The sequence below is a fragment of the Plantactinospora sp. CNZ320 genome (genome assembly GCF_002846275.1).
On sequence record NZ_PJMP01000001.1, the window covers coordinates 5,977,776 to 6,002,195 of the forward strand.

Annotated in this window: 24 protein-coding genes and 2 pseudogenes; 13 read left to right on the forward strand and 13 right to left on the reverse strand. The window is 70.6% G+C overall.

What is annotated here, in order from left to right; all coding sequences use genetic code 11:
- Positions 1-9: 9 nt before the first annotated feature.
- Positions 10-543, reverse strand: a pseudogene (locus CLT71_RS26850) (galactokinase); the annotation flags it as partial.
- Between the two features lie 26 nt (positions 544-569).
- Positions 570-1,004 carry a MerR family transcriptional regulator gene (locus tag CLT71_RS26855; protein WP_101371812.1) on the reverse strand — a complete coding sequence of 145 codons (435 nt, stop codon included), beginning with the start codon at positions 1,002-1,004 and terminating at the stop codon, positions 570-572.
- A 58-nt stretch (positions 1,005-1,062) separates the two neighbouring features.
- Between CLT71_RS26855 and CLT71_RS26860 the strand changes: the two genes are divergently transcribed.
- The gene (locus CLT71_RS26860) at positions 1,063-1,764 is read left to right on the forward strand and encodes an SDR family oxidoreductase (RefSeq protein WP_101369558.1); all 702 of its coding nucleotides are present in this window, start codon (positions 1,063-1,065) and stop codon (positions 1,762-1,764) included.
- A gap of 148 nt (positions 1,765-1,912) precedes the next feature.
- On the opposite strand, the gene CLT71_RS26865 is transcribed toward CLT71_RS26860, so the two are convergent.
- From CLT71_RS26865 to galE, 3 genes are all read right to left on the reverse strand, one after another.
- A complete protein-coding gene (locus tag CLT71_RS26865; RefSeq protein WP_158242315.1) occupies positions 1,913-2,323 on the reverse strand; it encodes a nuclear transport factor 2 family protein in 411 nt (136 codons plus the stop codon).
- Between the two features lie 124 nt (positions 2,324-2,447).
- On the reverse strand, positions 2,448-3,668 hold the full coding sequence (galK, locus tag CLT71_RS26870) for a galactokinase (protein WP_199187734.1): 1,221 nt from the start codon (positions 3,666-3,668) through the stop codon (positions 2,448-2,450).
- Positions 3,665-4,654, reverse strand: coding sequence for a UDP-glucose 4-epimerase GalE (galE, locus tag CLT71_RS26875; protein ID WP_101369560.1), 990 nt, complete (start codon positions 4,652-4,654; stop codon positions 3,665-3,667). The genes galK and galE overlap by 4 nt, the downstream gene beginning before the upstream one ends.
- Positions 4,655-4,821: 167 nt before the next feature.
- On the opposite strand from galE, the pseudogene CLT71_RS26880 reads away from it, so the two are divergent.
- A pseudogene (locus CLT71_RS26880) lies at positions 4,822-5,847 on the forward strand (hemolysin family protein); the annotation flags it as partial.
- A gap of 160 nt (positions 5,848-6,007) precedes the next feature.
- On the opposite strand, the gene CLT71_RS26885 reads toward CLT71_RS26880, so the two are convergent.
- Both CLT71_RS26885 and CLT71_RS26890 read right to left on the reverse strand, forming a co-directional pair.
- Positions 6,008-7,276 carry a sialidase family protein gene (locus tag CLT71_RS26885; RefSeq protein WP_101369562.1) on the reverse strand — a complete coding sequence of 423 codons (1,269 nt, stop codon included), beginning with the start codon at positions 7,274-7,276 and terminating at the stop codon, positions 6,008-6,010.
- Positions 7,269-8,054: an RNA polymerase sigma factor gene (locus CLT71_RS26890; protein WP_486483469.1), complete on the reverse strand. Its 786-nt coding sequence runs from the start codon at positions 8,052-8,054 to the stop codon at positions 7,269-7,271. The genes CLT71_RS26885 and CLT71_RS26890 overlap by 8 nt, the downstream gene beginning before the upstream one ends.
- Positions 8,055-8,308: 254 nt before the next feature.
- On the opposite strand from CLT71_RS26890, the gene trpS reads away from it, so the two are divergent.
- The 5 genes from trpS to CLT71_RS26915 all read left to right on the forward strand — a co-directional run bounded on the left by trpS (position 8,309) and on the right by CLT71_RS26915 (position 14,546).
- Positions 8,309-9,334 carry a tryptophan--tRNA ligase gene (gene trpS, locus CLT71_RS26895; protein WP_101369563.1) on the forward strand — a complete coding sequence of 342 codons (1,026 nt, stop codon included), beginning with the start codon at positions 8,309-8,311 and terminating at the stop codon, positions 9,332-9,334.
- 137 nt (positions 9,335-9,471) lie between these two features.
- On the forward strand, positions 9,472-9,987 hold the full coding sequence (locus CLT71_RS26900; RefSeq protein ID WP_101369564.1) for a 2'-5' RNA ligase family protein: 516 nt from the start codon (positions 9,472-9,474) through the stop codon (positions 9,985-9,987).
- Positions 9,988-10,482: 495 nt separating this feature from the next.
- Positions 10,483-12,000 (forward strand): SPFH domain-containing protein, encoded by a 1,518-nt coding sequence (locus CLT71_RS26905; RefSeq protein ID WP_199187736.1) that lies wholly within the window; start codon positions 10,483-10,485, stop codon positions 11,998-12,000.
- Positions 11,997-13,310, forward strand: coding sequence for an SPFH domain-containing protein (locus tag CLT71_RS26910; protein WP_101369566.1), 1,314 nt, complete (start codon positions 11,997-11,999; stop codon positions 13,308-13,310). Before CLT71_RS26905 ends, CLT71_RS26910 begins: the two co-directional genes overlap by 4 nt.
- Positions 13,311-13,496: 186 nt before the next feature.
- Positions 13,497-14,546 (forward strand): hypothetical protein, encoded by a 1,050-nt coding sequence (locus CLT71_RS26915; protein WP_101369567.1) that lies wholly within the window; start codon positions 13,497-13,499, stop codon positions 14,544-14,546.
- Here the strand turns inward: CLT71_RS26915 and CLT71_RS26920 are convergent.
- Complete coding sequence (locus CLT71_RS26920) at positions 14,530-15,237, reverse strand: exonuclease/endonuclease/phosphatase family protein (protein WP_143743631.1); 708 nt, start codon at positions 15,235-15,237, stop codon at positions 14,530-14,532. The two genes, CLT71_RS26915 and CLT71_RS26920, sit on opposite strands and share 17 nt — an antisense overlap.
- A gap of 259 nt (positions 15,238-15,496) precedes the next feature.
- Between CLT71_RS26920 and CLT71_RS26925 the strand changes: the two genes are divergently transcribed.
- Together CLT71_RS26925 and CLT71_RS26930 are read left to right on the forward strand one after the other, a co-directional pair.
- Positions 15,497-16,405, forward strand: coding sequence for a YihY/virulence factor BrkB family protein (locus tag CLT71_RS26925; RefSeq protein WP_486483470.1), 909 nt, complete (start codon positions 15,497-15,499; stop codon positions 16,403-16,405).
- A gap of 147 nt (positions 16,406-16,552) precedes the next feature.
- Positions 16,553-16,999 carry a hypothetical protein gene (locus CLT71_RS26930; protein ID WP_101369570.1) on the forward strand — a complete coding sequence of 149 codons (447 nt, stop codon included), beginning with the start codon at positions 16,553-16,555 and terminating at the stop codon, positions 16,997-16,999.
- A 72-nt stretch (positions 17,000-17,071) separates the two neighbouring features.
- Here CLT71_RS26930 and CLT71_RS26935 read toward each other — a convergent pair whose 3' ends face one another.
- A complete protein-coding gene (locus CLT71_RS26935) occupies positions 17,072-17,848 on the reverse strand; it encodes a hypothetical protein (protein WP_143743632.1) in 777 nt (258 codons plus the stop codon).
- 416 nt (positions 17,849-18,264) lie between these two features.
- Here CLT71_RS26935 and CLT71_RS36640 point away from each other — a divergent pair, with 416 nt between their 5' ends.
- The 3 genes from CLT71_RS36640 (at position 18,265) to CLT71_RS26950 (ending at position 19,470) form a co-directional block, all read left to right on the forward strand.
- Positions 18,265-18,714, forward strand: coding sequence for a hypothetical protein (locus tag CLT71_RS36640; protein ID WP_143743633.1), 450 nt, complete (start codon positions 18,265-18,267; stop codon positions 18,712-18,714).
- Positions 18,715-18,829: 115 nt separating this feature from the next.
- Positions 18,830-19,102 carry a hypothetical protein gene (locus tag CLT71_RS26945; protein WP_101369573.1) on the forward strand — a complete coding sequence of 91 codons (273 nt, stop codon included), beginning with the start codon at positions 18,830-18,832 and terminating at the stop codon, positions 19,100-19,102.
- Positions 19,103-19,128: 26 nt separating this feature from the next.
- Positions 19,129-19,470: a cupin domain-containing protein gene (locus CLT71_RS26950; protein WP_101369574.1), complete on the forward strand. Its 342-nt coding sequence runs from the start codon at positions 19,129-19,131 to the stop codon at positions 19,468-19,470.
- Between the two features lie 372 nt (positions 19,471-19,842).
- On the opposite strand, the gene CLT71_RS26955 is transcribed toward CLT71_RS26950, so the two are convergent.
- Both CLT71_RS26955 and CLT71_RS26960 read right to left on the reverse strand, forming a co-directional pair.
- On the reverse strand, positions 19,843-20,241 hold the full coding sequence (locus CLT71_RS26955; protein ID WP_101369575.1) for a barstar family protein: 399 nt from the start codon (positions 20,239-20,241) through the stop codon (positions 19,843-19,845).
- A gap of 19 nt (positions 20,242-20,260) precedes the next feature.
- A complete protein-coding gene (locus CLT71_RS26960; RefSeq protein ID WP_486483471.1) occupies positions 20,261-20,632 on the reverse strand; it encodes a winged helix-turn-helix transcriptional regulator in 372 nt (123 codons plus the stop codon).
- A gap of 60 nt (positions 20,633-20,692) precedes the next feature.
- Between CLT71_RS26960 and CLT71_RS26965 the strand changes: the two genes are divergently transcribed.
- Positions 20,693-21,370, forward strand: a complete 678-nt coding sequence (locus CLT71_RS26965; RefSeq protein ID WP_101369576.1) for an NAD(P)H-binding protein — start codon at positions 20,693-20,695, stop codon at positions 21,368-21,370.
- Between the two features lie 153 nt (positions 21,371-21,523).
- Here the strand turns inward: CLT71_RS26965 and CLT71_RS26970 are convergent, their stop codons facing one another.
- Both CLT71_RS26970 and CLT71_RS26975 read right to left on the reverse strand, forming a co-directional pair.
- On the reverse strand, positions 21,524-23,170 hold the full coding sequence (locus tag CLT71_RS26970; RefSeq protein ID WP_101369577.1) for a glycoside hydrolase family 13 protein: 1,647 nt from the start codon (positions 23,168-23,170) through the stop codon (positions 21,524-21,526).
- 123 nt (positions 23,171-23,293) lie between these two features.
- Complete coding sequence (locus CLT71_RS26975) at positions 23,294-24,361, reverse strand: LacI family DNA-binding transcriptional regulator (protein ID WP_101369578.1); 1,068 nt, start codon at positions 24,359-24,361, stop codon at positions 23,294-23,296.
- Positions 24,362-24,420: the final 59 nt, after the last annotated feature.

Consider the following 24,420-nt stretch of genomic DNA (forward strand, 5'->3'; position numbering starts at 1 on the left):
TTCCAGCGGTCAGCCGATCCGTTCGGCTCCTGCCCCCGGGGTGACGGTGAAGGCGTCCGGGGCGCGGAAGCCACGTGCGGCGTACGCGTTGGTCACCGTCGACGCCACCGTCTCGGCGGCTGCCGCGTCGACCAGGGCGAGTACGCAGCCGCCGAACCCACCCCCGGTCATCCGGGCACCGTACGCACCAGCGGTCAGGGCCGCCTCGACCGCGGTGTCCACCTCCGGGACAGTGATCTCGAAGTCGTCCCGCATCGAGGCGTGTGAGGCGGTCAGCAGCGGCCCGATCTCGGCGAGCCGGCCGGCGCGGAGCAGTTCGACCGTCTCCAGTACCCGCTGGTTCTCGGTGACGACGTGTCGCACGCGGCGGCGTACCGTCTCGTCGTCGAGCCGGGTCAGCGCGGCGTCGAGCCGGTCGACGGTGACGTCCCGCAGCGCCGTGACGCCGAGTGCGGTGGCGGCTGACTCGCAGGCGGCGCGGCGGGCGGCGTACTCGCCGCCGACGTGCCGGTGCGGTGCGTTCGAGTCGACGACCAGCACCCGCACCCGCACGGTTGCCGACGTCCGGATCATTTCTGACGGCTGCCGGTGCGGGGCTGCGGGTTCCAGAGCCGGTCGGCGGTGCCCTGCGCGAGATGCCGCTCGTAGACATCGATCTTGTACGCGATCAGGTCCATGCACGCCGTGAACTCGGCGACCTTGGCGGCTACCTGTTCGCGGTGTGCGCGGAGCAGGTCGAGTCGGGCAGTTTCGTTGCCGTTGCCCTGCCGGACCAGGTCGACGTAGCTACGCAACGTCTCCAGCGGCATGCCGGACGCCCGCAGGCTGGTGCAGATCCGCAGCCATTCGACGTCGGATGCGCCGTACACCCGGTGTCCGGTGGCGGTGCGTCGGATCTGGCTGGGTAGCAGTCCTTCCCGCTCGTAGTAGCGGAGTGTGTGCACGCTCAGGCCGGTCTCTTCGGCGACCTGACCGATGGTCAGCTCCGGGGCGGCGTCGGGCATGGCGTCCACGGTACGCGGGTTGACCTAGAGTCCACTCCAGCACCTACGGTCCCGCGTCATGACTGATTCCCCCGTTGCCCTGATCACGGGCGGTTCCAGCGGTATCGGCGCCGCGACCGCCCGCCGGCTGCTCCGCGAGGGGTACCGCGTCACCGTCACCGGACGCGACCGCGACCGCCTGGTGCGGTTCGCCGCCGCGCTCGACGAACCGGCGCAGGTGCTGACCACCGTCGCGGACGCCGCCGACCACGACGCCGTCCAGGCAGCCGTCGACACCACGGTCAGCACCTTCGGTCGGTTGGACGTCGCGATCGCCAATGCCGGCTTCGCCACGCACGACGCGGTGACCGACGGGAATCCCGCCGGATGGCGCGACATGGTACTGACGAACGTTCTCGGCCCCGCGTTGCTGATCCGGGCCGCCCTCGCCCAGCTCAGAGCCAGCCGCGGCCGGATCATCCTGGTGGGAAGCGTCGCCGGTGTGGTGTACACCCCCGGCAACCTCTACGGGGCGACGAAATGGGCGGTGACCGGCCTGGCCGAGAACACCAGACGCATGGTGACCGCCGACGGCGTCGGGGTGACCCTGATCGCCCCCGGTCCCGTGCAAACCGAGTTCTGGCAGCCGGCCGGCGGTGTCCCAGATCGGCCGATGCTGACGGCCGACCAGATCGCCGAGGCGATTGCCTGGACCGTCGGCCAGCCGGCCGGCGCCGACGTGAACACGGTGACCCTGCGGCCGATCGGCCAGGCCGTCTGAACCGACCCGCCGTGCCGGGCGGCCAGCTCACCGTCAGGCGAGCCGCCCGGCTCCCGGGCCGACGCTACCGGCGGTGTGGCCGCAGCATCGAGGCCGATCATGCCGCACGGCAGACAGGAGGTTGCCGACAGCCCGAACGCCAGGCACCTCACGGCTCCCGGCGCCAGCGTGGAGTGATGGAGGCGCGGGCGAAGCGCCAGCCGACGGACGTACGAACCGCCTCGAAGGCGTAGCGGAGCCCGACAAGGCGCAGCGCGGTGGGGAACTCGCCATCGGCGGGGTAGAAGGACACGAGGAGATTCGCGGTGACCTCGGCGCTGTCCCCGTGCGCCTCGATCCGAATGTCGCTGGTGAAGTGCTGTGTCCGTTCGGCGTCAGAGCCGTTGCCGCTCACGTACTCAAGGATCTCGTCGATCCCTCGCGCGGTGCCGCGCGGACTGTTGACCACGGCATCCTTGGTGTAGATGTCGCTGCCGGCCTCGGCAGGTCCGTCGTCGAGCCACCGATTGAGCTTGGTGACCAGGTCGATCAGTTCGGCGCGATCCTGTAGGTCAGTCATCCGATCCTCGCTGATGTGCTCGGCAGGTGGGAGCAACATCATCAGACCTCAAGCTGACTTGAGGTCAAGATCGGTGATTCGGGGGCCAAGGCGGTATGAGCGGACCTCCTACCGAACCGCCCCTTCAGGTCAGTCGCTGCGCCCCCGGTCCCGGAGTGACGGTGAAGGCGGCCGGGGCGCGGAAGCCACGTGCGGCGTACGCGTTGGTCACCGTCGACGAGACCGTCTCGGCGGCTGCCGCGTCGACCAGGGCGAGTACGCAGCCGCCGAACCCACCCCCGGTCATCCGGGCACCGTACGCACCTGCGGACAGGACCGCCTCGACCGCGGTGTCCACCTCCGGGACAGTGATCTCGAAGTCGTCCCGCATCGAGGCGTGTGAGGCGGTCAGCAGCGGCCCGATCTCGGCGAGCCGGCCGGCGCGGAGCAGTTCGACCGTCTCCAGTACCCGCTGGTTCTCGGTCACGACGTGTCGCACGCGGCGGCGTACCGTCTCGTCGTCGAGCTGGGCCAGCGCGGCGTCGAGCCGGTCGACGGTGACGTCCCGCAGCGCCGTGACGCCGAGTGCGGTGGCGGCTGACTCGCAGGCGGCGCGACGGGCGGCGTACTCGCCGCCGACGTGCCGGTGCGGTGCGTTCGAGTCGACGACCAGGATGGCGAGTCCGGCGGCGTCGAGGTCGAACGGTACCTGCTCGACGGCGAGCGTCCGGCAGTCCAGGAAGAGCGCGTGCCCCGGGCGGCAGCGCAGCGAAGCGGACTGGTCCATGATGCCGCACGGCACCCCGGCGTAGTCGTTCTCGGCCCGCTGCGCCAGCGCCGGCCGGTCGTCCAGCGGCAGGTCGAGTTCGCCGAGGTCGGCCAGGGCGGTGAGTACGGCGGACTCCAGCGCGGCCGAGGAGGAGAGTCCGGCCCCGAGTGGTACGTCGGAGGCGATCGCGAGCCGGGCCACCGGTACGTCGTGTCCGGCCTCGCGCAGCGCCCAGACGACCCCGGCGACGTACGCCCCCCAGCCGGTCACCCGGCCCGGTTCGGCGGCGTCGGCCCGGCCGAACGAGATCCGTTCACCGGCCTGCTCGGACCAGACCGTCCAGCGTCGTCCCCGCTCCGGTGCGGCCGCGACGACGGTGCGCTGCGGCAGCGCGAACGGCAGCACGAAGCCGTCGTTGTAGTCGGTGTGTTCGCCGATCAGGTTGACCCGACCGGGTGCGGCCCAGACTCCGGCGGGGCGCTCGCCGCCGTACTCGGTGGAGAAGCCGGCGGTGGCGCGTTCGGTGACCGGCCCGACCGGCCGGTCCGGGTGACTGGTCGTGGTCTGCCGATGCCCGGTGTCGGGAGTGCCGGTCACGATGCCGCTCCGCCGAGGATCTGCTCCCGGTAGAACGTCCAGGCGTCGGCGACGATCTCCGGCAGGGCCGGCTTGGCCGGGATCCAGCCGAGGTCGGCCCGGGCCCGTTCGGCGGAGGCGACCAGCGCGGCCGGGTCGCCGGCGCGGCGCGGAGCGGTCTCCACGGGTACCGGATGCCCGGTCACCTCGCGGACCGCCTCCACCACCTGCCGGTTGGAGAAGCCGCAGCCGTTGCCGAGGTTGAAGAACTGGTGCGCGCCGGGCTTGGCGGCATCGAGGGCGAGCAGATGTGCCCGTGCCAGGTCCTCGACGTGGATGTAGTCCCGGACGCAGGTGCCGTCCTCGGTCGGGTAGTCGTCGCCGAAGAGTTGCAGCTTCTCCCGGCGGCCGGCGGCCACCTGGAGGGCGATCGGGATCAGGTGCGTCTCCGGCTCGTGTCGCTCGCCGAGCGCCACCCCGTCCCGCAGGTACGCCCCGGCGACGTTGAAGTAGCGCAGCGACACCGCAGCCAGCCCGTGCGCGGTGGCCATCGAGGTGAGCGCCATGTCGACGGCGAGCTTTGTGGCGCCGTACGTGCTGGTCGGCAGTGGGGTGCTGGTCTCCTTGATCGGCGTCTCGGTCGGGTTGCCGTAGACGGCGGCGGTGGAGGAGAAGACGAACCGGGGGACCTTGGCCAGCCGGACGGCGTCGAGCAGCGCCAGTGAGCCGATCGTGTTGACCCGCCAGTAGAGCTCCGGCTTGATCATCGACTCGCCGGCCGCGATCAGCGCGGCGAAGTGCAGCACGCCGTCGAAGCCGGCGTCGGGGGTGAGCACCTCGGCGACGTCCGCGATGTCGGCCCGGACGAAGGTGGCCTCCGGGGCCAGCGCCTCGGCGTGCCCGGTACGCAGGTCGTCGAGGACCACCACGTGGTGTCCGGCGTCGAGTAGCAGCCGGGTGACGACGCTGCCGACGTACCCGGCACCTCCGGTGACGAGCAGTTTCACGCCTGTGCCCTTTCTGCTTCGGGTTCGGTGCCGGGGCGTTCGGTGCCGAGGCCCACAGCATTCCACCACGTTCTGCCAATTCTGCACAGAGTCGAACATCGACCGGTGGGATGACGCGGGTCCCGAGGTGCCCACACGGACCACCTCCGGTGTCTACCATCCTTGGCATGCGGGACGGCGGCAGTACCGGGCCCCGGCGACGATCGCCGGGGCGTTCCAGACGGCAACCGGGTCCGGTCGCGCGGGCCCTGGCCCGGATCATCGTACGGGCGGCGGACGGCTCGACCCGACTGGTCACCGCGCTGCTCGGAGCCAGCAGGACGGCGGGACGGGAACAGATCAGCGAGGCCGAACTCCGGGACCTGGTCGCCGCGAACACCCGGCTCGACCCGGTGGAACGGCGGATCATCGACGAGGTACTCGTGGCCGGCGCCAGCCTGGTCCGGGAGGTGATGATGCCCCGGACCGAGGTGGTCTTCCTGGCCGCCGGACTGCCGCTGAAGGAGGCGGCCCAACTCGTCCGGGTCGAGACCCACACCCGGTACCCGGTGGTCGACGGCACCTCCGACGACGTGGTCGGCTTCGTGCACCTGCGCGACGTGCTGCTCCGCCCGGACGACGACGTCTGCACCACGATCGGGGACCTGACCCGGGAGGTGAAGAAGATCCCGGGCAGCAAGCGGGTGCTGGCGGCGCTTTCCGAGATGCGTCGCGAGGGGCACCACCTCGCGGTCGTGATCGACGAGTACGGCGGCACGGCCGGGATCGTCACCCTGGAGGATCTGATCGAGGAACTCGTCGGCGAGATCCACGACGAGTACGACAGCGCGCCCGACCCGGTGCCGACCGGCGGGCCGACCGAGGTGGACGGCCGGCTCAACCTCGCCGACTTCGCCGAACGGGTCGGCTTCGCCCTGCCACCCGGCCCGTACGAGACGGTCGGCGGGTTCGTGATGGCCGCGCTCGGCCGGCTGCCGGTCTGTGGTGACGAGGTACCGGTGCCGAGTGTGGCGGAGCCCGGTGGCTCCGGCAACGGTGCCGGTTCGGGCCGCTCGGCGGGCGGGCACCGCAACGGCTCCGACCCGGACGGCGGCTCCGATCGGGACGGCTGGCTGCTGCGGGTGCTGGCGGTCGACGGCCGCCGGGTCGCCCGGGTCGGCATCTCGGTGGTCCGACTTCCGGAGCAGCAGCGCCCCAGCGTCCCGGCCGCACGCACCGACGGGCACGCCGACGGGCGCACCGACGGGCACGCCGCCGGGCGCGGTGACCGGCATGGTGATGGGCGCGGCGACGGACCCGGTGAGGGGGAGGCCGGCGGCGCTGCCGAACCCGCACCCGGCTCGGCGGGACCGGTCAGATGATCTGGAGTTTGCGCCAGGTGGCTCCGTCGGCCGAGTAGGCCGCCCAGCCGGAACCGAAGAGGTCGTAGGCGACGTAGCCGGCGACGGTCCGCTCCACCCGGGCGAGCGGCGGCAGGCTTCCGCCGGCCCGCTGGAAGGTCACCCCGTCGTCGCCGCTCAGATAGAGCTGCCGGTCGGTGCCGGTCACCAGCAGCCGGCCGTCCAGCAGTGGCACCAGCGCACCGGCCAGCCCTGTCGGCAGCCCGGACCCGCCGGAGCGGCTCCGGGTGAAGGTCTGGCCGCCGTCGGCGGAGTGGTAGAGCGCCAGCAAGCTCCGGTCGTCGCCGAGCACCGCCGCGTACGCCTGGCTGCCCAGGCTGGCCACCTCGACGGTACCGGCCGCCGGGGTGCTGCCGGGCAACTCCACGGTGTGCCAGCGGGCTCCCCGGTCCCGGGTCATCGCCACCGCGGCGTGACCGTTCCGGAAACCGCCGACCCACCAGGCCCCGTCGGCGCCGGCCGCCGGTGCCACCCAGCAGACGTCGAGGCCGGGTGAGGTCGCCGGAGCTCCGGCCCGGGTCCGTTCCGGCCGCCACACCTCCACGTCGAGGCCGCAGCGTCCGCCGCCCGGCCCGGCCCGGAGCAGGTCGCCCCGAACCGCCGGAACCCGGCCGGTCCCGTCCCCCGTGTCGATCTCCCGCCAGCTTCGGCCCTCGTCCGTGGAGGCGTACGCCCCGCCAGGGTGGCTGACCAGCAGCCGTCCGTCGGGAAACGCCGCCAGTTCCAGGTCACGCTGCCCGGTGCTGCTGGCAGGCAGTTCGCTGTACTGCCAACTCGCGCCGCCGTCCGTGCTTCGGGCCAGGTTGGCCGGGCAGGGGTCGACGGCGTCACAGCGGGCCAGCAGGTAACCGTGGTCGGGGTCGACGAACTCGACGTCGGCGATCGTTCCCGGCACGTGTGCGATAACGGAGGTGGTGAGCCCGTTGATCGTGATCCCGGCCCCGGTGTAGACCGGGCCGCCGGGCGGCGCGTCGGCCACCGGCGGCGGTGTCGGCGGCGCGCCGTCGGCCCCCCACGGCTGGAGCGCCACGATTGCCACGACCGCCAGGCTGAGCAGGGCGGCGCCGCCGGCCGCGCCCGCCGCGTGCCGGCGCCGCCGCCGGGACGACGCGCGGTCCCGGATCCGGGCCAGGGGCGGCTGGTCGATGCTGTCCAGCAGCGCGGCCCGGCCACGTGCCAGCCGTACGTCGAGATCCGGCCCGGACAGGTCTCGGTCAGGCATCTCTCACCCCGGGTCGAATCGCCGGGCGTACCCGGATCGCTGGTCCCGTCCTGGCCCCGGTCGGCTCCGCCCGGGCAATCATCGGCTCCGGCCTGGCGGTCATCGGATCTGGTCGGGCGGTCATCGGCTCGGGTCGGGCGGCCGGGGCCGTACCGTCCGCTGGAGAGTCGGTGCTGTCGGCCGGTGGGACCGATCGGTTCCGTGATCCCGGCGTCGAGGCGGGCCAGCCGGTGCCCTGGTGGTCCCCGGTGCCCTGGTAGTCACCGAGTCGGGCGGCGAGCGCCGTACGCCCCCGGGACAGCCGGGACTTCACCGTGCCGGTCGGTACCCCGAGCACGGACGAGATCTCCTCGACCGGCAGGTCGGCGAAGTAGTGCAGCACGATCACCTCCCGATAGCTGACCGGCAGGCCGGCCAGGGCCTCCCGCAGGTCGGTCCGCTCCGGGCCGGGAGCGGCCTGCACCAGTCGGGTCACCGGACGGTCCCGCAGCAGGATGGTGTCCAGCAGTTGGCGTCGCCGCCAGCGCCGCCGTACGACGTTCACCGCGACCGTACGCAGCCACGCCTCGGGGTTGTCGACGTCGGCCAACCCCTGCGGGCGGGCGATCGCCCGGGCGAACGCCTCCTGCACCACGTCCTGCGCCTCGGTCAGGTCCGTGGTGAACGCGTAGACCTGCGCGACCAGTCGCCGGTAGCAGGCGTGGTACAGCTCGCCCATCGCCTCGTCCACCGCACCCCGGCCGCCGCCTGCGGAGCGTCCGCCCCGATCCCGTGCCAAGCGCTGTCCCTCCCGGCCGGGTGGTACGCCGCTACCCGGGTCGCGGCGGAGCCGCCGACCGACTCCAGTTTCAGCGTACGAGTCCCCACCGCCACGTCCGGTTCCCGACTTCCCCTCGACCAGGGACGCCGGCTGCTCGGCGTGACCGGGGCGAGCGGACCGGGCCGTGGCGGGGCGGGGTCGGTCGCGGTCGGGGCGGGAATGGCACGGGGGCGTGCGGACACGCTCCCACGGTTGCTGTCAGAATTGCCGGCATGTCCGACGCTCCTGCCCGGCCCCGGGTGCTCTCCGGGATCCAGCCGACGGCTGACTCGTTCCACATGGGCAACTACCTGGGTGCGGTACGCAACTGGGTGGCGATGCAGGAGACCCACGACACCTTCTACAGCGTGGTCGACCTGCACGCGATCACCGCCGGGCACGACCCGGTCGCGCTGCGGCACGCCACCCGGGCGGCTGCGGCCCAGCTCCTGGCGGTCGGGCTGGACCCGGAGCGGACCACCCTCTTCGTGCAGTCCCAGGTGCCGGAGCACGCCCAGCTCGCCTGGGTGATGAGTTGCATCACCGGGTTCGGCGAGGCGAGCCGGATGACCCAGTTCAAGGACAAGTCGGTCAAGCAGGGCGCCGACCGGTCCAGCGTCGGGCTCTTCACCTATCCGATCCTGCAGGCCGCCGACATCCTGCTCTACCAGGCCGACGCGGTACCGGTCGGCGAGGACCAGCGGCAGCACCTGGAGCTGACCCGCGACCTGGCGCAGCGGTTCAACAGCCGGTTCGGAAAGACCTTCACCGTGCCGTCGCCGTACATCGTCCGGGACACCGCCAAGATCACCGATCTCCAGGACCCGACGGCGAAGATGTCGAAGTCGTCCTCGTCGCCGGCCGGGATCATCATGCTGCTCGACGATCCGGCGAAGTCGGCCAAGAAGATCCGGTCGGCGGTGACCGACACCGGCCGGGACATCCTCTTCGACCCGGAGCGGAAGCCGGGGGTCTCCAACCTGCTGGTCATCTACTCCGCGTTGACCGACCGGAGCGTCGACCAGTTGGTCGAGGCGTACGCGGGCAAGGGCTACGGGGACCTGAAGAAGGACCTGGCCGAGGTGGTGACGGAGTTCGTCCGGCCGATCCAACAGCGCACCCAGGGCTACCTCGACGACCCGGCGCAGCTCGACAAGCTGCTGGCGATCGGTGCCGAGAAGGCCCGCGTGGTCGCCTCGGCAACGCTGCGCAAGGCGTACGACCGGGTGGGGTTCCTGCCCGGTACGCGGAACGGCTGAACCCCGCCGGACGTCCCGGCGGGAGACCCAGACCGCCGGATACCGGAACCTGGTCGCCGGGCGGTGTGCTGCCGGCCGGCAGGTGAGTGGAGCGGAGTGTGGTTGTCACGGACGGATCGCAGGATCCGGGAACTCCGATGACCCGGATCGGAGTAGCCGTCGACGTACCCGAGCCGTGGTGTGAGTTCCTCACCCGGCGGCGGGCGGAGGCCGGTGACCCGCAGGCCGCGTACGTGCCGGCGCATCTGACGCTGCTCGGCCCGACCGACGTACCCCTGGCGAGCCTGCCGGCGGTGGAGCGGCACCTGACCGAGGTGGCGGCCACGCACCGGCCGTACCTGCTGCACCTGCGCGGCACCGGCACCTTCCGGCCGATCACCGAGGTGGTCTTCGTGGTGGTGGCGGCCGGGATCAGCGAGTGCGAGCTGCTCGCGGCGGCGATCGGCCGGGCGCCGGAGCTGCGTCGGGAGAGCCGTTTTCCCTACCACCCGCACGTCACGGTCGCCCAGGACGTCGCACCGGAGGCGCTGGACCAGGTCTACGAGGACCTGGCCGACTTCTCCGCACTCTTCAAGGTCGAGAGGTTCACCCTCTTCTCGCACAGCGGCGACGCCCGCTGGCAGCCCCGCCGGCATTTCCCGCTCGGCGGTTGACGCCAGGCGGACTACAGATGGGGGTGGGCGGCCGTGGTTCTACGCAGAGATGACTTCCGCATCCTTTGAATAAGTTGCGGACGGTCTGGTTCGCCTGACGTTGATGCTGTGGTCGGAGAACCACGAGATGGTGATCTCGGCGGAATCGATCGAGATTGAGGAAATGACTGCGTAGATCGCCGTGCCTGTTCCCACGCGCCGGATCCGATCCGGAGAGTGCGTGGTCGACGTTGCGCGAGACGCGGCAGCCTCTGGTCGTGCTGCGTGCTGCGCGCTGCTGGGTTGACCTGGCTGGATACCCTCGCGGTCCGGAAACACCAGGGAAGGGGAATTGTGGCACGGGTCCAGCAAGGTATACGGAGAGTTGCCCAGGCGGTGGCTGAGGGTGCCGATCCGCAGGCGTTGGCGCGCTCGGAACTACAGCGCCGCGGCGCTGCGGCGGTCGCTGCGGCAGTCGATGGCGGCGAGCGGCGGTCGCAGCCGCAGGACGGTGGGATGGATCCAGTCGACTTCCCGGCGGCCCGGGATCTCGGCGGCAGCATCGACACCCTGATGGAACAGCGGACGGTGCCGCTGGACGACGCCGGAGAGGTGCTCAACCGCAGCGAGCAGCGTCGGGAGGAACGCGAGCAGGTACACGTCATCTGCCCGATGGTGATTCCCCGGGGCCGTTCCCTGGCCACCATGCTGCCGGTGTCGATGCTGCTGGTGCTCGGTGCGATCGCCGCGGTGGTCATCCTGGCCGCCGGTGGCTCCGTGCTCACCAACCCCTTCTTCGGGCTCCACTACTGGGTGCTGTCGGTGTTGGCCGTCGGCTTCGTCTGGTGGCGGCAGGGCATGGTGATGGTGCCGGACGGCGCCGCCGCCCTGATCACCCGGTTCGGCAAGCTGGAGCAGGTGGTGGGCCCCGGCCGGGTCATCCTGCTGAACCCGTGGAAGCGGGTGTCGTACATCGTCAACACCACCCGGGAGTACCCGTTCAACGCCCCGGTGCGGGAGGCGCCGACCAAGGGCGGGGTGAAGGCGTCGATCGACCTGTTCATCCAGTTCCGGATCAGCGACCCGGTGGAGTTCGTCTACACCCTCGGTGCGGTACGCGGCTTCGAGGAGAAGCTCAGCAACGCAGTCAGCGAGACGATCCGTAGCCTGATCTACGAGCAGGAGGCCGCGAACATCTACAACATGGTCGGCGAGGACACCGGTCGACTGCTGGAACAGCTCAACCAGCAGTTCCGTCCGGCGGTGGAGTTGACCAACGCCAACATCACCCATGCCGAGCCCTCCGACCGGAGGTACCGGATGGACCTGGCCGCGCCGGAGATGGTGCGCGTCGCCAAGGAGGCGTACACCCACGAGTACGCGCTCCAGCTGCGCAAGGAGCAGGACGAGGGCGACCTGACCAAGGAACTCGCCACCCTCCAGGAGACCCTCTCCGCGATCCAGGCCGACATCGCGCAGTACCAGGCGCAGATGGACACCGCCGTGGAGCGGGAGACCAACCGCGCCGAGGCGCTGGCCCGCCAGCGGTACGTGCTGGCCGAGTCCGAGGCGCGGGCCAACGCCGCGCTGCTGGACGCCCAGGCCCTGGACATTCGCGCGGTGAGCGCCGCCGAGGCACCGGAGATCCTCGAGTACCGCTACCAGCGGGAGGTGCTCGACACGCTGGAGGCGGTCGCCGACCACCTGCCCCGGCTGGTCCGGATCGGTGGATCCACCGACCCGAACGGTGCCGCCGGGGTCGACCTGCTCCAGTTGGCCCGGGAGTTGGTCGGCGAGCGCGGCGCCGAACTCTTCACCGAGGCGGACATGGCGAGCATGCGTACCCGGTTGGCCGAGGTCGCGGCGCGGATCGCCGAACGGGAGCCGGAGATCAACGCGTTGCGCGAGGCCAACCAGCCGACCGTGCCGGCCGTCGTGGGCGGCACCGGCACAGACGGCAGCACCCGCACAGCGGAGACAGTTCCGGTCACCGGTGGCACCGGACCGGTCGACGGAACGGAGGGGCAGCGGTGAGTACGGCACGGATCGGTCGCAGTTCGGTCATCGCGGAGGTCGTCGCCCCCTGGGGCGAGATCGCCCAACTGTTGCGGGGTGGGGAGGCGGGCACTCTGGTGCCGGTCGTCATCCCGAAGCATCGCCGTCGGCTCGGCTGGATGGCCCCGCTCTGGCTGGGCCTGCTCGCCCTGCTGACCGGGGTGATGTTCACGATACGGGGCGGCGACGGGGCGCTCGGGTCCGCGTCCGACGCGCTGGGCACGCTGGCGTACCTGGCCGGCGTCCTGTTCCTGCTCATCGGCGTGCTCTGGTGGTGGCGTTCGTCGATCGTGGAGATCGAGCAGGGCACCAACGGCGTACTTACCCGCTATGGCGCGGTGACCCGCACCCTTGAGGCGGGGCGGCACTACCTGTGGCACCCGTGGTCCCGGGTCGACTTCGTGGTCGACGTGGCCACCGAGATCCCGTACTCGGCGCCGGTGATGGCCTGCCCGACCCGGGAGAACGTGCCGCTGCGCTCGATCGAGTTCTTCATGAAGCTGCGGATCACCGACGCCGTGCTCTTCGTCCGGACCATCGGGGCCGGCAACTTCGACCTGGTGCTCTCCAGCGCGGTGCAGGACGCGATCCGCCAGCGGGCCCGGCTGGTGCAGACCGAGCGGGCGTACGACCTGCGCGGTTCGGACGTGGCCGACATGCAGGAACTACTCAACCGCCAGCTGACCCGGTACGGGGTACGGATCACCGGCTGCAATATTCCGGACGTGCAGCTGCCCACGCAGTACCAGCAGCACCTGGCCACCCGGGAGCGGGTCGCCAAGGAGCACGCCGCGTACGAGCAGGAGTGGGGACTGATCCGCAAGCGGCGCATCGACAGCCTGCAGATGGACATCGAGCGGGCCAAGAAGATGCGTGACGCCCGGTTCGTCGAGGTGAAGGCGGCCCTGAACAAGGCCCGGGAGCAGGTCGCGCAGCTGCTGGAGGAGCAGGAGACCAACGCGCAGCGGGTCCGCTTCGAGATCGAGACCAGGGGACGCAGCGGGCTGATCGCGGCCGAGAACGAGGCCAAGGCGCAGCGTCGGCTGGCGCAGGCGTACCGGGACAACCGGGCGGTGTTGCAGTACGAGCTGGCGCTGCGCCGGCTGGAGGTCGGGGCGGAACTGGCCGAGAAGGCTCCGCAACCGGTGGTGGTGCGCACCGACGGTGCCGGCGGTGGCGACACCTCGGCGCTCTCCACGCTGCTCACCGCCCAGTTGTTACCGCGCAACGTCGCGTTGCCGGCGATCGACGGCGCGAGCCGGAACTCCGGCACGGGCCAGGACGGCTGAGGTCTCGACCACGCTCGACGGCCCGGCGAACCGATCGGCGCGATGCCGACGGGATGCCGGGCCGGACGGGCGTGCCAGCACGCCGGCCTGGGCCCCGCCGGTGTTCGCACAATCTGCGGATCTAGGTACGGTCCCTGACCGCAGGGACGGTACCGGCGACCCGATGCCTTTCCTACGCTGGCTGGCATGCAACCCGTCGCCGCAGCTGATCTCTGGGACCTGCGAGCATCCCCGGGCACCTTGCAGGAGTACGCCGCGGCCTGGCGTCAGGCTGGGCAGGCCGCCGACAACGCTGCCACGACGGTGAGTACCGCCGCTCGGCAGACACTGCATGAAGACGGATGGTCCGGTGACAGCGCGGACTCGTACTCTGCCCACCAGGCCCGGGTCACCGCCGATCTCGAAACGGTCGCCGGGGTTGTGACATCGGTGGCCGACGCGCTGGAATATCTGGCCGGGGTGCTGGCCTTCAACCAGGAACTGCTGCTGACCGAGCGGGGCCGGCTCGCCGGGATCCACAGCACCGGCCAGGGTGCGGACCTGATGTTCCATCCGGCAGACGAGACGCAGGCCGCGCTCGTGCGCGACTCGATTGCCACCGCGCGGGAGATCCGGGCCGGGGTGGACGCCGAGATCGCGCTCAAGAAGGCCACCTTCACCACGGCGCACAACACGCTGGCCGCGATCGAGCAGACCTGGCAGCCGCGCACGGTCGGCATGCTCAACCTGAACATCGGCCAGGGTTACAAGAACGAGCCGTTCAACTCCGAGGGAACCGACCGCAGTGACCTGGATCTGATCGCGGAGATCATCGCGGGTTCGAACGTCGAGGTGGCCACCCTCCAGGAGGTCTTCGGTAGCGACGTCGAGCGGCTCGAACGCGAGTTGCGCGAGCGTACCGGTGACGACTGGACCATCTATTTCGGCGAGGCCAGCGAGAAGCCGTACTGGAGCGACGGGCAGATCCCGGTCGGCATGTCCGAACCCTTCGGCAACGCCATCGCGGTGCGGCACGGCGAGAGCATCGTCGGTTCTCAGCACACCGACACCATCAAGCTGGACGTTCCCGGCTCGGTCGTGTCCGGGGGCGACCCGCCCACCGGCACCACCACACCTCCGCATCCGCCGCCGGGCACCGTACCCCATCCGTCTCCGCACGTGCCGAACATCGAAGACGGCGAGGGTCGCTCGGCGACCGAGGTGCGGATCGACTTCCGGCCTACCAGCGGGGGATAGTCACGTCGACGCGTTGGCCGTCGTGATCGGACGGTCCACCGTCGACTCGGGTGGCGTTGTCCACGGACACCCCGTCGGTCGGCATCACGTAGTCGATGCTGCGCCCCGAATGCGAGGTCCCGCCGATTTCGCCGGCCTCCACGTCGAACCCGTGGTCACCGTACGCCGCGACGGCGGCGGCCGACTGGTTGTCGTCGTTCAGTTCGGCGTTGAGATCGGCACCGAGCACGGCCGGACCGTCGATCGACTCGCGCAACCGTTCGATCTGGCCCGCCCGGACAGTGTCGTCGGCATTGCTGCCGTCGCTGTGCACATGGGCGCTGTAGAGGCTCATGCTCTGGCCGGAGGTCGAGAACATCCGGTCGGCGGTCGCATGATCCGTCTGTCGGAACGTGGCGACCGCCTCGCCCAGCCGGGTCACGTCCTCGGAGAGGACCTGGGCCAGCCCCGAAAGGGTGCTGCCGGCCAGGGCGTTCAACTGGTGGAAGGTCGAGAGGCAGTCACCGGCGGAATCGGTGTTGCCGAAGGCGGGTGCCGTGGCGAACACCGGATCACTCCCGAACGGCAGCGGCACGGCGATGGCGATGTCCGGGGTCGAGTTCAGGCCGGCATGCCCGCCGGACAGTTCCTCGGCCGCCGCACCCACCTGTAGAGCCAGCGCCTCGACCTGCCCGTAATCCATCGACGTCACCCTGACAACGCTAGTCCAAGATTCGACTCCCTTCTATCGGTGCCGGGTCGCTGTCGGCGGCCTTCCGAGTCGCCGCCAGATCGGAAGGCCGGCATCCGGTCGCCCGCGACCGTCTCGGATCCGAGTGCTTCTCGCGCATCGACGGTTCCTGGCGGGAGGTACCGACGATGCCTGTCCGGAGAGATGCTGCCGTCGCAGCGCGCCCGGATACCGTGTCGACGGCCCCCGGACCCGGTGCTGATGGGCAAGGATGGCGGGCGTGAACGCGTTCGAGCGGGCGGTGCTGCGCATCGACGCCCGACTGACGGCGTACCGTCGACAGGCGCCGTGGTTCGACCACCTGGCCCGGGCGGTGGGCCGTTACACGGACGTGCTCGGCGCCCGGCTGGCGGCGGCGATCGCCTACTACGGCTTCTTCGCGGTCTTCGCCCTCGGCCTGGTGGCCTACGCGGTGCTTGGCGCGTTGCTCGGGGACAGCGCGGAGAGCGGTGAGGTGATCGTCGGGTTCCTCACCCGGAACCTGCCGTTCGTCGATCCGGAGCAGATCCGGCAGAGCAGCAGCCGCCCCGGGATCATCGGGTTGATCCTGCTGGTGGTCACCGGCATCGGCTGGGTCGAGTCGATCCGCTCCTCCCAACGGTTGATCCACGGTCTGGACCAGCATCCGGGCTACGTCGTGCTGCGCCAGCTCGTCGACCTGGCCATCCTGCTGGTGATCTTCGTACTGCTCGGCATCTCGATCGGTGCGGTGGACGCGCTGGAGTCGGTGTTGGGCTGGCTGCTGGGTGCGCGTTCCATCGGGCTCACCATCTGTAGCTGGATCCTGGCGTTCCTGCTCAACATGCTGCTCGCCGGGGCACTGCTGATCGCCGTACCCCGGCTGCGGATGAGCTTTCGGCGCTGGCTGCCGGCGGTGTTGCTGGTGGCGGTGGGGGTGACGCTGCTGAACTCGCTGGGGCGGTACTACGTGGTCCGCTGGGAGCGGAATCCGGCGTACACCGTGGTGGCCGGCGCGGTCGGCCTGCTGATCTATCTCTATCTGCTCAACCAGTTGCTGCTGTTCGGCGCGGCGCTCGCGGCGACCAGCCGGCAGGGGAAGGTCCAGGACCTGGCCCGGGCGCCGGAGGTGGCCGATCCGGCCCGACCGTACCCGCCGTCGACGGAATGAGGGCGGCGTCGGGCTGCCGGCAGTGGCAGCTATGGGCGGCGGAGCGTGATCAGCGGCGGAGCGTGATCGGCTCCGGGGAAAGAGACAGGCGCTGCGATTCGGGCAAAAGCCACTAATGGCGTGCCCATCGCCGCGATGATGAGTCGCGTGGGCGCACTAGTGACGCTGGACCTGCCGGATGACTCGCCGATCCTCACCCTGCCCTGGATCATCACCTTCGGGCCACTTGACGACGACGAGGAGTGGGAGCCGGTGGTCTGCGGCCCGTACGAGCGGCCCCACGCGCTGGCCCTGGCCGAGTCGGTGGTCGCCGACGAGGAGCTGATGGCGGTGGTCGAACCGCTGCTGCCCCGGGTCTCCGCCGAGGAGATCCGGGCCGAGATCGCCGCCGCACAGATCGCCGTCGAGCCCGAGGACGAGGCGGCGGACCTCGACGACACGAGCATCTACGGCGACTACGAGGACCTCGGCGACGAGGAGGTGATCGGTGAGAACACGGAGGCGTCGACGCAGCCCCGGCAACCCCCGGACCCGACCGAGGTACGCGCCGGCATCGCCCGGATCGCCGCCCTGCTCACCCGCCCCTCCTCCTGACCGCCCGGCACGGCGAGCAGGTCGACGACCATCCGGCGATGAACGCCGACCAGCAACGGGCAGCGGGCCAAATCACGCCTCGATAAGGCCCTCGATGAGCCCCCGTGGGGCGTCGTCGACCTCCGCGGGCTGCGGCGCTTGGACGGTGACCGGCTCTCCCCAACTGTGGTAACTGAACCTGACCATCCCCAGCTCCGGCACGACGCTCGGCACGTCGATCTCGATCCAGCTCCATCGGCCCTGAGGTTCGGTGAAGACCTCGAACGGAACCGCGGTCAACCGCTCGGCGAACTCGTTCAGCGCCTGTCCGCCGGCACGACCTGACCTGGTCAGGTCGATAGTGCCGAGAAAGTTGTGCCCGCCGTCCCGTTTCGCTTCAACGATGCTCTTCACCAGGGTGACGGCACCGCTCGGGTCGTCCTCCGGCACGAAATCCAGCGCACTGCCCTTCGCGACAGCCCCAGGTGGGATCCGCAGCCACTTCCGTGGCAGTCCCGGCAGGCCGGACAACCTCATGTAGTGGTCCTGTTCCGTCCGGATCAGCTCGACCACCAGGGTCTTGCCGTCGCCCTGGTCCAGTTCCATCCGCATGGTGCCCTTCCGTCCGACCGGATCCAGCTTGGCCTCCGAGGTCATTCCCGGCGCACGCATCGAGATTCCGATGGTCGTAGCGTTCATCCGCGCCGCCGACTCCGCCAGCTTCTCCACTGCGGTGAGCTGCCTCGGGGTGGTCTCGACGGGGAGGGGTTGTCCGTCGGCCCTGCCCGAAAGCCCGCAGCCGTTGAGAGCCAGGGCGAGTGAGACGACGACCGCCGTCAGCGTCATAGCGGCGTGCCGGCGAGTTCCCATCGAGGTATTCCTTCCGCTACCGCACCCTGTAACTGGCCTGCGCGGCCGGCGGTTCCTTAGTGATATGCGGCGGGACGAAATGCCCGCCATTGTGCGAGAACCTCGTAGCCCGCGCTGGCCTGGCCCGACTGTGGGTCGAACCGGTTGTCGTCGGGCCGCTCAGGATTCGTCTGCTCATTGTGTTCCGCAAGCGACGGCGACCATTGAGGCTAACAGCGCGATCACCTCGCCGACTACTGGCATTCTCGGTACCCAGGCTGAGGTGGGGCTGCTCGCCGAGACTTCCGCCGCTGGCGCGGCCGTCTCCCTGGTCACATCCCGGCAGCCGGCGAGAGTCGCGGTCAAGCGGCTCGCCGGCTGGCCTCGTGTTCATAGACTCCCGGCTGTGCGAGCTCCACTTGCGATAATCGGGGCGGTTGTCCTGCTGGGTGCGGCGGCGGTGCCCGGGGTGCGCTGGATGGCGGCCGGCGAGCCGGTTCCCATCGCGGCGCCGGGGGGCGTCGACGGCGCTGCCCGAGGGCGCATACGAAGCGGTCGTCGACAACCGAACGTCCGAGGTCTCCATCGATCTGCACAACGAACGCGGCGCTCCGAAGGTCGAAACCTATGCCATGCCGTCCGCTACCACGTGGGATCAGGTCTGGTCCGACGTCGCCGGCCAGCTCGACGGATGGAAACAGGTCGGGGACTGCGCCGACACGGGCGAGCGGCGGGTCCAGCGCTCCTGGTCGGAGCCGGCCCGCTGGTGGCCCCGCCTCGTGCGGATCGTCTTTCTCCGGCCGGCCGAGCCGGATGGCGCCGATTCCTACGCGTGGCCCGACAACCCCTTTCTGGTGGTCGGCTCCGCTCGCGGCGCCGACCGTTGACGGCGTGGATCGACGTCTCGTCCTGCGACGCCGAAGCAGTTTGAGCTCAACCTTAGACGAGGTTTTACGATTCTGATCGACTGACGAGGTCGTTCAGGATGCTGAGGAGCACAGAGTGATCGTCTCCATCGCCGAGGTAACCGACCCCGCTCGATTCCTGGAGATCTTCGAGACCATCGGCGTGCGGAAGCGGCGGGAGCACGGCTGCCGAGCCGCCTGGGCCTATTTCGATCCCGACAACGCGCACCGGGTGTGGTCCTTCTCCGACTGGGACGCGGAGGACTACCGCAAGTTCCTAGCGGACCCTGAGATCCCGGCCATCGCCCGAGAACTCGGGATGCTGGCACCGCCCGTACACGCCGTCGCCGCGACCGAGCTCGACGCCTGACCACCACAGAGCGGGAGATACTTCCTATGGATGCCGTGCCCCTGCGGGCCCGCAGGTTCAGCTCGACGATCGGTGACGACGCCATCCGCTTCGGCGACCGGATCCTCATCGCGCCCGCCCTCGGCAAAGAGGCCGGCAGGTCGATGAGCGCATACACGTCGCTCCTCCATGCGGGGGCGCGGGCCGACCTGCCGGCCCCCTACGCGGAGATCTGGGTGGTGCTCAGCGGTGCGCTACGAGTGGGCGCTGGGACCGACGCCGTAACGGCGCACGCAGGCGACTTCGTGCACGTTCCCGAGCAGGCGCCCGGGGTCGTCGAGGCCCTTGAGGACACCACAATGGTCTGCGTCTCAGTGCCCGCTCACTGACGGAGGCGACGGTCACCCGGACACCGTCGGCGCTGGCCGCTACTCCGGCTGGCCTCGCCCGGCTGGCCTCGCCCGGCTGGCCTCGCCCGGCTGGCCTCGCCCGGCTGGCCTCGCCTCGCCGGTCGACCCGGGCTGCAGCACACCGTTGGCAACCCCGGCAACCGTGCCCCGCCTGTGCACCCAGCTCGACAGCCTCCGCGCCGATCACCCCCGCCCGCCGCCGGTCGCTCATGCGGATGCCGACTGTCCGCATGGCGGATCATCGAGACGATCGCAAAGGCTGGAAGGGCGTCGGCTGGAAGGGCGTCACCGGGTCGGCGCCCGGCCGGTCGGTGCCGGTGAGAGTCGCGGTCAAGCGCCCGCCGGTAATAGCTACGCCGACATCCTTCCAGTTGCTGCCGGCCCGGCGAAGGCAACGGGTGTCGTCTCCGCGAGGAGAAAGACGAAGACACTCAGGAAATCCGCGCCAACCAGTTCGTCGCCCCTCTCGATCAGCACTGCCAGGTCCCTCGTGTCGGCTCCGTGGCCGTGCCAGTCGCGCAGGCAATCCACGAGCGCATTCCAGTTGTGGCCGAAGTAGCCGGGAAACGACAGCTCACGAGCGAAGGTGGCGAACAGTGACGCCGGTTCTCGTAGCTGTCGGCCCTCCAGCCGTACCACGCTACCGCCCTGCTTCCGCAGCTTGGCCACTTCGGCGCTCACCCACGGGTCGTTCGCGGCTGTGACGACGACCCATGGCGACCGGTGCTCGGTGAGGGTGGGAGCGCTCATGGTACTGAGCGCCGGCCGGTCAGGGCAGCCGCGAGTCGTGTGACTCGCGGGCAGCCAACAGCTCCGCCAGGTGTTCCCTGCTCCAGGACCGCGCGGCGGCGATGAGGGTAAGCAAGCTTCGACCGAGTGATGTCAATGCGTATTCGACGCGCGGCGGATTTTCGTCGTATGCCGTACGGGTGATCAGGCCATCCCGTTCCATGGCCCGCAACGTCTCGGTCAGAACCTTCGGCGTGACGGTCCGCAACGGCACGCGGAGTTCGCTGAACCGACGCGGCCCATGCTCCAGGCACAACACCACCATGGCGGTCCATTTATCGCCGATCTGAAACGGCATCGCACTCGACGGACACACCGGATCGAACATGTCCGCGCCAAGCCGCAACGTCACCGCTCGAACCTACCCCAGTACCGTTGCGGTAACCGGCCCTCGGCCGTCTAGCGTCGCGCCATGACCAGCATCGCGATCTTCGGAGCCGGCGGCCGGGCAGGTCGCGCCATAGCGGCCGAGGCACGCCGCCGTGGACACCGGGTCACCTCGGTAGTCCGCAACCCTGACAAATACCCAGACATCACCTCCGCAGTACGCGGTGACGTCACCGACCCGCAGGCGGTCTTCTCGATCGTGCACGGCCACGACGGCGTGGTCCACGCGGTCAGCCCCGCATCCGGACCGGAAGCGCTGGCCAACCTCGACCTCGATCCGGAGTTCTTCGTCAAGGCCGCCGACGCGCTTCTCCACGGTCTTTCCCGGGCCGGCGTACCCCGACTTGTCGCGATCGGCCTGTTCGCCAACCTCAGGGACGCGCACGGTCGGCTCCTGCTCGACGATCCCACCGTGCTACCCGTCGAGTTGCGTCCCTTCGCCCTTGCCCACACGGCTGGCCTGGACAGGCTTCAGGCGGCGGACACCACGGTCGACTGGCTCATGCTCACCCCACCCGCCGCGCTGCGTGAAGACGGCCCGCGCACCGGCCGATACCAGATCGGAGGCGAGCGCGTACCGGACCAGGAGGTCCGGCACCTCTCGTACGCCGACCTGGCGGTAGCGACGGTCGACGAAATCGAGAATCCTCGTCACCACAGCTCTCGGGTCTCCATCTTCAGCGCCATTCCCGGTGACGATTGACCGTCGCGCTCGGCGTCACTTCGACCGGAACGCACCGGTGCTCCGGGGTGCACTCCCGGAGCACCGGCACCACCATCCCCTCCACCACAAAGGGGTCGCAGCCCCAGCCGCCCGTCGGCGCGGAGCGCGGCGGACGACCAGGTCGATACTGGGTTACCCGGTTACCGGCCGGATGAACCACCCGGCCGTGTCGGTCGGCAGTTCCGTCGGTTCGCCGGCTGCGCCCGACGGCTGGCTGCGCAGGACAGGCGTCCCGTAGCCGTCGACGCGCACCGGTTCGGCGCCGAAATTGACCACGCAGACCAGCTCTGCCGAGCCCGCCGCCGGCCGGCTGAAGGCGAGCACTCCCGGCTCACCTTCCAGCCAGGTCACCCCGCCCGGCCCGGCCGGCGGCGTGTGCTCGTGCCGCAGCCGCAGCGCCGCCCGGTAGAGCTCCAGGGTCGAGTCCGGGTCGCCGGTCTGGGCGGCGACCGAGCGGGCCCGCCAGGTGGGCGGGGCCGGCAGCCAGGCCGGGGCGCCGCCGGCCGGGCCGAAGCCGTACGGCGGGACGTCGCCACTCCACGGCAGCGGTACCCGGCAGCCGTCCCGGCTCTCGCCGGTGCGCCGGAACGCGGGATCCTGGCGCAGCTCGTCGGGCAGGTCGAGTACCTCGGGCAGCCCGAGTTCCTCGCCCTGGTAGAGGTAGGCGCTGCCGGGCAGCGCGAGCATCAGCAGGGCGGCCGCCCGGGCTCGACGCAGCCCGAGGGCGCCGTCGCCGTACCGGGTGACGTGCCGCTGCTTGTCGTGGTTGGAGAGAACCCAGGTGGTCGGCGCGCCGACGATCGCCGACTCGGCGAGTGCGGTGTCGACGACCTTGCGGAACGAGTCGGCCGACCAGGTGGCGTCGAGGAAGTCGAAGTTGAACGCCTGGTGCAGCTCGTCCGGGCCGACGTAGCGGGCCAGCCGTTGCGGGGTCTCGGCCCACGCCTCGGCGACCGCCATCCGGCCACCGGGATAGCTGTCCAGGATGGGTCGCCAGGCCCGGTAGATGTCGTGCACCTCGTCCTGGTCGAAGTAGGGCAGCCGGGCCCGGCCGAGCAGTTCGACCTGGCGCTGGCCGGCCGGCACGCTGTCACCGACGTCCGGCAGCCCGTCCGCCTTGATCATTCCGTGTGCCACGTCGATCCGGAAGCCGTCCACCCCACGGTCGAGCCAGAACCGGAGTACGTCCTCGAACTCGGCGCGTACCTCGGGGTGCCGCCAGTTCAGGTCGGGCTGGGCCGGGTCGAAGAGGTGCAGGTACCACTGGCCGTCCGGTACCCGGGTCCAGGCCGGACCGCCGAAGATCGACTCCCAGTCGTTCGGCGGGAGTTCGCCGTCGGCTCCCCGCCCGTCCCGGAACAGGTAGCGCTCCCGCTCGGCCGAGCCGGGCGGGCTGGCCAGGGCGGCGACGAACCAGGGGTGCGCGTCCGAGGTGTGGTTCGGCACGATGTCGACGATGATCCGCAACCCCAGCGCGTGCGCGTCGGTGATCATGTCGTCGAAGTCGGCCAGCGTGCCGAAGCTCGGGTCCACGTCCCGGTAGTCGGCGACGTCGTAGCCGCCGTCCACCATCGGCGAGCGGTAGAACGGGGTCAGCCAGAGCGCGTCCACGCCGAGGTCGCGCAGGTATGGCAGCCGGCTCCGTACTCCGGCCAGGTCACCGATGCCGTCGCCGTCGTGGTCGGCGAAGCTGCGGACGTACACCTGGTAGACGACCGCGGACTTCCACCAGTCCTCGGGCCGGCTCGGTGCGGGAGAGGCACTGCTTCGCTCGCTCATGCGGGTGTCCGTTCGTCGGGCAGGGGGATGCCGGCGGGTCAGAGCAGGATGCCGGGCCGGCTCTGCAAGAGTCAAGCAATTCTTGCGCAAGAAGTCGCCGAACCGGTCTGCGGCGGCGTCGGCTCAGACCGGCAGCGGCAGGTCGGCCGGCGGCTTCTCCGCCGGTCTGTCCAGCACTCCGGGTACGACAGCGGTCGAGCCGCGCACCACCAGCTCCGGCCGGAAGATGTACTCCGAGTGCGGCGCGGCGTGCCCGTGGATCTCGTCGACCAGTGCGCGTACCGCCGCCACCGCCATCGCGGTGACCGGCTGCCGCATCGTGGTCAGCGGCGGATCGGTGAACGCCATCAGCGGCGAGTCGTCGTAGCCGACCACGGAGAGGTCGGCCGGCACCGACAGCCCGCGCTGCCGGGCCGCCCGGATCGCGCCCAGGGCCATCAGGTCGGAGCCGCAGACCAGCCCGGTCACGCCCCGGTCGAGCAGCCGTGCGGCGGCCACCTCGCCACCCTCCACACCGAACAGCGACAGCTCGGCCAGCTCGTCCAGCTCGGCGTCGGCCAGGCCGACCAGCCGCTTCATCGCGGCCTTGAAACCGGCCACCTTGCGCTGCACCGGCACGAACCGGCCGGGCCCGGTGATCAGGCCGATCCGGCGGTGCCCGAGCGCGACCAGGTGGGCCACGGCCAGCTCGCCGGCCTCCCGGTCGTCGCAGGAGACGAAGGGTGCCGGCAGGCCGGGTTGGTAGCCGTTGACCAGCACGATCGGCATCGGCCGGGCGATCAGCGTGCGGTAGCGGGCCGGATCGGCGGCGGTGTCGGCGTGCAGGCCGGAGACGAAGACGATCCCGGAGACCTGCCGGTCCAGCAGCATCTCGACGTACTCGTCCTCGGTGACCCCGCCGGGGGTCTGGGTGCAGAGCACCGAGGTGTAGCCGGCCTGGGCCAGCCCCGACTCGACGACCTGGGCGAAGGCGGGGAAGATCGGGTTCTCCAGCTCCGGCACCACCAGCCCGACCAGCCCGGCACTGCGCTTGCGCAGCCGGGCCGGGCGCTCGTAGCCGAGCACGTCGAGCGCGGTGAGTACGGCCTGCCGGGTCTCCGGCGCCACCCCGGGGCGGTCGTTGAGCACCCGCGACACCGTGGCCTCGCTCACCTCGGCCTGTTGGGCGATGTCGGCCAGTCGTGCACGCATGGCGGAACTCTAGCCCACTACCCGGTTTCTTGCGTAGCCCACGGCAAGTACTTGCAGAG